Annotated in this window: 2 protein-coding genes; both read right to left on the bottom strand. The window is 56.4% G+C overall.

Annotated elements, in window-relative coordinates; all coding sequences use genetic code 11:
- Positions 1-730 (bottom strand): ATP-binding protein (locus tag AC1DQP_RS17510; RefSeq protein WP_478052101.1); only part of this gene is annotated, 730 nt, incomplete at its 3' end.
- Positions 730-2,847 (bottom strand): hypothetical protein, encoded by a 2,118-nt coding sequence (locus tag AC1DQP_RS17505; protein WP_478052100.1) that lies wholly within the window; start codon positions 2,845-2,847, stop codon positions 730-732. The genes AC1DQP_RS17505 and AC1DQP_RS17510, both read right to left, overlap by 1 nt.
- Between the last annotated feature and the right edge of the window lie 1,321 nt (positions 2,848-4,168).

Here is a 4,168-nt window from a genome sequence, read left to right as displayed (position 1 = left end):
CATACTCGTCTTCATGGATGAGGCTCGAGTAGTGGCGCACTATCCTTGTCCATTCGACCATGTCCCACTCTGACTCCCTGTAGCGGGGGAATTCGATGGTTTGAGATCGGCCGATCAGATGAGGAGCCAGGTTGACCGCGGTCAGAAGATCGTAAGAGCCGACTAGAACAAGGCGAACTCCTGTCCTGGCAGCCAGCACCTTGAATGAATCCAAGATTGCACCGGCGGACCTCTCCCCACCTTTCGCGTTCAACACATGGTGGGCTTCGTCTATGACCAGGAACTGCGTACGCCTCGCCACGAGGCATCTCTCGAAGGCCGAACGCATCGCACCCTCTGTGGTTCGGCTAAGAAAAGAGTCGCCGAGTCGACCCTCACGTGCAGCGACGTCGGTGCTCAACAGCGGATGGCGGATCGAGTTTAGGCAAGCGCTTAGGAAAGCTTTCGTTGAGAAGGCCCCTGCTGTTGAGTCGTTTCCAGCCGGGACGTAAACAGAGTGCRTATGATCCTGATCATCAGGGGCCTGCTTGGAGTGGGCTCCAAAGACTTGTCGGCTAACACTAGACTTGCCAACCCTGGGCGGTCCGACAAGAATCACTACCTCCTCGGTCAACACTGCGGTCCGAGCTGCTTCCAGATAGCGTCGTGTCTCATCGTAGATTCTGTGTCCAAGACGCTTGGCGACGACGAGGTCAATCTGCTCGGCCAGAGATTTCTCTTGCTCAGCCACTACCAATCCTCGACGGACATTGGCTCAGTGCTAATCGCCTTGAAGCTTCCAAGGGACGGGGGACAGCTAGTCGGACGATCTGTCGCCAGTTGAGCTTCGTTGGGCTCTCTCGCAGGGGGTGCTTTACGAGACATCTCGCGTCTTTCAATCTCGGCAATGAGCTGCCTATCGGAGTCAGCCTTCATCAACTTTCTCAGTGATGAACCATCTCTCGCCCACACCGCATACGCCATCGCTTCGCCATGTGATTGCTGCCCTGCTTGGAGCGCAGCATATGCTTTGCAAACAACCCACTGATCATCGAGCAGTGCATAGAGGATTCGCGGATCCTGGCCGTCGATCCGCGTCGGGACGCGTCTCCCAGCGAAAGCTGCGAGGGCGTCGTGCCACATGTGAAAGTCGCCAGCATGGATTCCCGTGTTCCCCGAGACCTTCAAGGGCTTCTGATTCATTGCAGTTGTGACGAGGAAGCTGAGATCGGCCTGAGCTCGTATCCCGCTAAACGGAAACTGTCGTAGCCCGCTTAGCATCTTTGCATCAGGGCATTCGCTGCTGCCGCCTGATGGACGCCTCCCGATCCACTCACTGAATGCTTCCATCTCGTACCAAAGGTCTACCAAACTAAGCTCTGCCCTTGCCGATGGTTGTCGGTCTGAGGATATGGAGCGAGAGAAGCGAATCGTCTTGATGCTTCCTGGAAGGCAGTCGAGCCAGAACGTTTTTGCTTTACCGAACAGCCGCTCAACCTCACACCCGAACCTTCCGTTTCCCGGTGGGCGAAACATGATGGACATGTTCAGTTGCGCCGCCATTGTCGAGTAATGAACAGATGTGAAGTCTGATCCGTTGTCGCTGATGATTATTTCGGGAAGCCGATCGTGCCTGCGTGCACAGTCGCGCAGCACTTGTGAGCTGGTGCCTTTATTGGGCGCGCGTAGTGACATCCCGAATGCAAGGACACATTGGGTGTAGCAGTCGATGAGGACCGTGATCCACGGACGCGCGGTGTAGGTCTTGCCGTTGGCTCTCCCGACCACCACTTCGATGTCTGCTAGATAGTGGTCACATTGAGCGAGTTCGAAGGGACGCATCGCCTTTAGCGCTCGCACTTCTACCGGGGACGGCGATGACTTTGAATTCAGTAGGCGCTTGCCACCTCTGGATGCAGCCGTTTCCTGTTCAAGCTCGGCAATGATCTTCCGAGCCGTTGTCTTTCCGACGGGACGGTGACCCGGATGGTGAAGTTCCGCATGAACCTGGTAGCTGCGGTACACCGAAAGTGGACCAGGGTTACTATTACCTTCAAGGCAACGCTTGAGTTCCTCGCGAGCATATTGCAGGACCGACGCTGGCCGCTTGAGCGTCCTATTTCCGCTTGATGCGTAACGGGGTGTCAACGCCGCGATTGCAGATTTCCCCTGTGATTCTCCATCTGCACGGCGGAGTCGGAGCCGTCTTGCGTGCTCCTTCTCACTTCTTGTGCGGATCGCGCCTTGAAGGAAGTTCAGGTTTGCGAGTCCCCTCAACAGGTGCGAGCTGCTGGGTATGAGGTCTCTGCTCACCGTGCCTTCGCTAGAAGGAACTATGTGCCTTGAGCGCTCGATCTCCTCGACTAGCTCAGTTGTCAGAAGCTCTGGTGACGCTGCGAGCAGACAAGTGGAGGGACTGCTTAGCGAGTGATTGGAAAGATCAGCAAAGATTCTTCCAGACGCAACAAGATGTAACAGTGATGTGCAATCTTGAGTGTGGATCTTCTGCATCACCTCGGACATCGTCACGACTCTTCTCTGAAAAACATGCGACAGGGCAGCCCGCTCTACCGCCGGATCTGCGGCGGCCAACTCGACCTGACGGAGCGTGAGAAGATTCTGGGTGACTTGCTTGCAAAGGCTGCTGGACGGGATGACTACATGGCGGATGCCGATCGACGCGAAGAGGTCTCGAGCTGCCAGGTCAACATAGTTGTTGTCACATTTCGTCCAGGAAAGGCGCGTCTCCACCAAATCTTCGAGCTCGGAGGTGTCCTTGACCTGTGCGACGAATAGTCCTGTCTTCCCCAGCACAATGAAGTCAGGCGTGTAGGGGTACGGGCGTTTCCCCTTCCGGGTATCACGCACGCACTCCACCGTTGGAGGCTGCTCGTAATAGGCTAGGACGTCTCGGTCGCGCTCTAGCTCTACGGCGTAACAGTGTTCATGCCGACTCTCGAGATTTATCGTGCAGCCCATCTTGAACGACGGGAACTCCACGAGCATAGATGGCCGATTCGGGGCGGTACCGATGTTTCGGCTCACTCCGATGCTCGCCCTCTCGACATAGTCCGCTGCGGCAAATGTCAGCTGATGAGTAGCTGCATAAGCCTTCCGGTCTTCTTCAGTGAACTTCATAGCACCCCGGCCCACAGCAACTAGCTGTAAGGGTTCTTGGGATCAGGCACGGTGAAGCTGGCCCGTGGGAGACGAGACTTGCGGCCTGATGCGTTGGGGGCTAAAGTTGGACCAGCTTCGATAGAAGTGCTGTTCCCAGAGATGCCTCGGTTGCCGCCGGGGCATTTCCTTTTTTAGCCAATGATTTTTCAGTGGCTATGTCATTGCTTGGTCTCCTCGGTCGCTGTCTCCTCTGCTGCGGGATGACTGGCGCCAAGACTCTCCACCCATGACGCAACGTCAGCCGAGGTGGCGAAGAGACCCTTTCGACCCGGAATGCTGAATAGCGCTATTGGTAGCGCATCCCTTCTGCGCGCCTTCATCAGCGCATCTTTGCTCTTAAACCTGAGCACGCGCGCGACTTCTTCCGAGGTGAGAAGAGCGCCGTAGCGTGTGAGAAGGTCTTGGCGGAGCGCCGAAATAGCAGCCATGGGAGGCGTAGGGCTTGGGTCAGGTAGGCCTACAGTAAGGCGCGCGCTTTGTGTTCGCAAGCGGCTGATATTAAAGAAAAAAAAGAATCAATTGTCTTGGCAAATTGGAAGGATTGCGGGTGGTTGGTTCTAATCCACGATCCGGTTTATTCGATTCGATTGGGATGCTCACAGGTGCTCTGACTTAGGCGGCCGCCGCCTTCTAGACCCTCGTGGTGCTCCTAGGTAAAGACTGACCACCATCTATGGTGACCGGTCCGGTCTCTCACTAGCTATGCTGAGCCGCACAGAAACCTTGGATGCGTTGGCGGAGGAGCCTGGCCAGCCTGCACTCAACTCGGAGACGTTTTCGCCGGCTCCAGGCATGCGCTCACTGATGAACAGGTGGCTGGTGCAAGAGAACTGATGGACTCGATCCTGAAGCACCACATCAGCGGGTAGGCGCATTGGGGGGGAGGGGGCTGGATAATGAACCCAACGCGGACCGTGATCGGCCGCTGACAGGCCCTACACCATCGGTGTTGGGAATCAGAGGGCAGGCCACCGTAGCGAGCGGGCAAGGAGTTTATATTGGCTTGGAG

It is taken from the genome of Stenotrophomonas sp. P5_A8, assembly GCF_056400545.1.
Note: the sequence above shows the minus strand (reverse complement) of the source record. Positions and strands in the feature narration are given on the sequence as shown.